Genomic DNA, 858 nt, shown 5'->3' with positions numbered 1-858 from the left:
GGAACCATTTTTATTCCCAATGCAACCATTTCCATTATTGGGGGCATTCAACCTTCACGGATTATTCCCATTATTCAAGCAATGCACCATGGAACAAATAATGACGGCTTATTGCAACGGTTTCAAATGCTGGTGTGGCCCGATGAACGAAAAGAGCGGTTATGGGTTGATAGACCTCCCAATCAAAAGGCATGGGAAAGTTATCAAGGAATTTTTCGTTCTCTTTATGATAAACCATTAGGATCACCAAAACACCCTATTACCATACGCTTTTCTGCTGAAGCTCAAGAAATGTTTCGTGTATGGTGGGAAAATTTTCAAAGAACAATCAAAGGAGGTCATTTCTCATCAAGTTTACAAGCGCATCTTTTGAAAATGAATAAAACCATACCAACCCTTGCATTGATTTTTGAATTGAGTGAAGGGGGGCGTTTTGAAATCAATAGAGATGCCCTTGAGAGAGCCTTATATTGGGAAGAATATCTGATAAGCCATGCAAAACGTCTTTATGCGGCGAATGATACATTAACAGCAGAGCGTGCAAAATTAATTGTAGAGCGCTGTGATCTTTTACCCAATGTTTTTACGGCAAGAGATATCTATAGACGGTGTTGGAGATCTTTAAAAGACAATGGAGCCGTTAAGCAAGCTTTAGAGCTTTTATGTCGTTGTAACTATATTCGTGAATTTCCTATAGAGGGGAATGAATTAGGTCGGCGTCCTGATAGACGGTATGAATGGCATCCTTTGGTTAAAAACAACAGCATAAAACAATAAAGAAATCTCTTTTGAAGTCTTTAAGACAACCACGCAAAACTCTTTTTATGGCATTCTCATCAAGGAACTTTTTTCCAAAAG

Annotated in this window: 1 protein-coding gene; it reads left to right on the top strand. The window is 38.5% G+C overall.

Annotated features, from left to right (window positions below; genetic code table 11):
* The coding region (locus tag ACFIL8_RS11380) for a DUF3987 domain-containing protein (RefSeq protein WP_375681598.1) at positions 1 to 777 on the top strand (777 nt) is incomplete at its 5' end.
* Between the last annotated feature and the right edge of the window lie 81 nt (positions 778 to 858).

Origin of the sequence: Bartonella sp. AP57NXGY, from assembly GCF_042195805.1 — a bacterium.
In the GTDB taxonomy this organism is placed as follows: Bacteria; Pseudomonadota; Alphaproteobacteria; order Rhizobiales; family Rhizobiaceae; genus Bartonella.
Note: the sequence above shows the minus strand (reverse complement) of the source record. Positions and strands in the feature narration are given on the sequence as shown.